1 protein-coding gene is annotated in these 1,019 nt (G+C 71.4%); it reads right to left on the bottom strand.

Annotation, left to right across the window (positions count from 1 at the left end; translation table 11 throughout):
* On the bottom strand, nt 1-1,019 hold a 1,019-nt coding region (locus tag ACFVW8_RS39185; protein WP_389698842.1), incomplete at both ends, for a KR domain-containing protein.

Raw genomic sequence — 1,019 nt, 5'->3', positions numbered from 1 at the left:
TTTCCGGGCCGATCGGGGTCGGGGTCGTAGAGGCCTTCCACGTCCCAGCCTCGGTCCGTGGGGAAGTCGGAGATCGCATCCGCTCCCGACAGCACCACCTCCCACAGCCCCTCCGGAGAGACCACACCCCCCGGGAACCGACACCCCATCCCCACAATCGCAATCGGCTCGTCGTGGGCCACGGCGACAGTGCGGGCGGAATCTGAGGGCGTTTCGGCGCTGTCGCCGACGAGGTCGTTCAGGATGCGGCCTGCCAGGGCGGCAGACGTCGGGTGGTCGAAGATGAGTGTGGCGGGCAGGCGCAGACCGGTCGCGGCGGTGAGGCGGTTGCGCAGCTCCACCGCGGTCAGCGAGTCGAAGCCCAGCTCCTTGAACGACTGCGCGGCCTGGATGGCGTCCGGGGTCGCGTGGCCCAGCACGCCGGCGACCTCATGCCGCACCAAGTCCTGTACGTACTCCTCCTGTTCGGTCGACGTCATGCCGGTCAGACGGACGGCCGGAGTGCCACCGCCCGCGACCGCATCTGCGGCTCCGGCGCCGGCCTGACGTCGCACTGTCGCGGGCACCAACGCACGCATCGGTGCGGGCAGGGTTCCTGCCCGGGCCTGGGTGCGCAGTGCCGGACGGTTGAGCCGCACCGGTACGAGGAGACCGGGGGCGCCCTCCCCGAGTGCCCGATCGAGCAGAGCCAGCCCTTCCGCCTCGCTCAGCGCCTCCGCGCCGAGCCGCGCGATCCGCCGGCGGTCAGTCTCGGCCAGCCCGGACGTCATCGTGCTCGATTCGGCCCAGAGGCCCCAGGCGAGGGAGAGGCCGGGCAGTCCTTCGGCACGCCTCGACTGGGCGAGGGCGTCGAGGAAGGCGTTGGCGGCGGCGTAGTTGGCCTGACCGGCGTTGCCGAAGACTCCGGCGGCCGACGAGAACACCACGAAGGCGGCCAGGTCGTGGTTTCGGGTGAGTTCGTGCAGGTTCCAGGCGGCGTCGACCTTCGGCCGCAGCACCGTGTCGAAGCGGGACGCGCT

This window comes from Streptomyces sp. NPDC058221 (genome assembly GCF_042882365.1).
In the GTDB taxonomy this organism is placed as follows: Bacteria; Actinomycetota; Actinomycetes; order Streptomycetales; family Streptomycetaceae; genus Streptomyces.
This window is presented reverse-complemented; position numbering and strand designations above follow the sequence as displayed.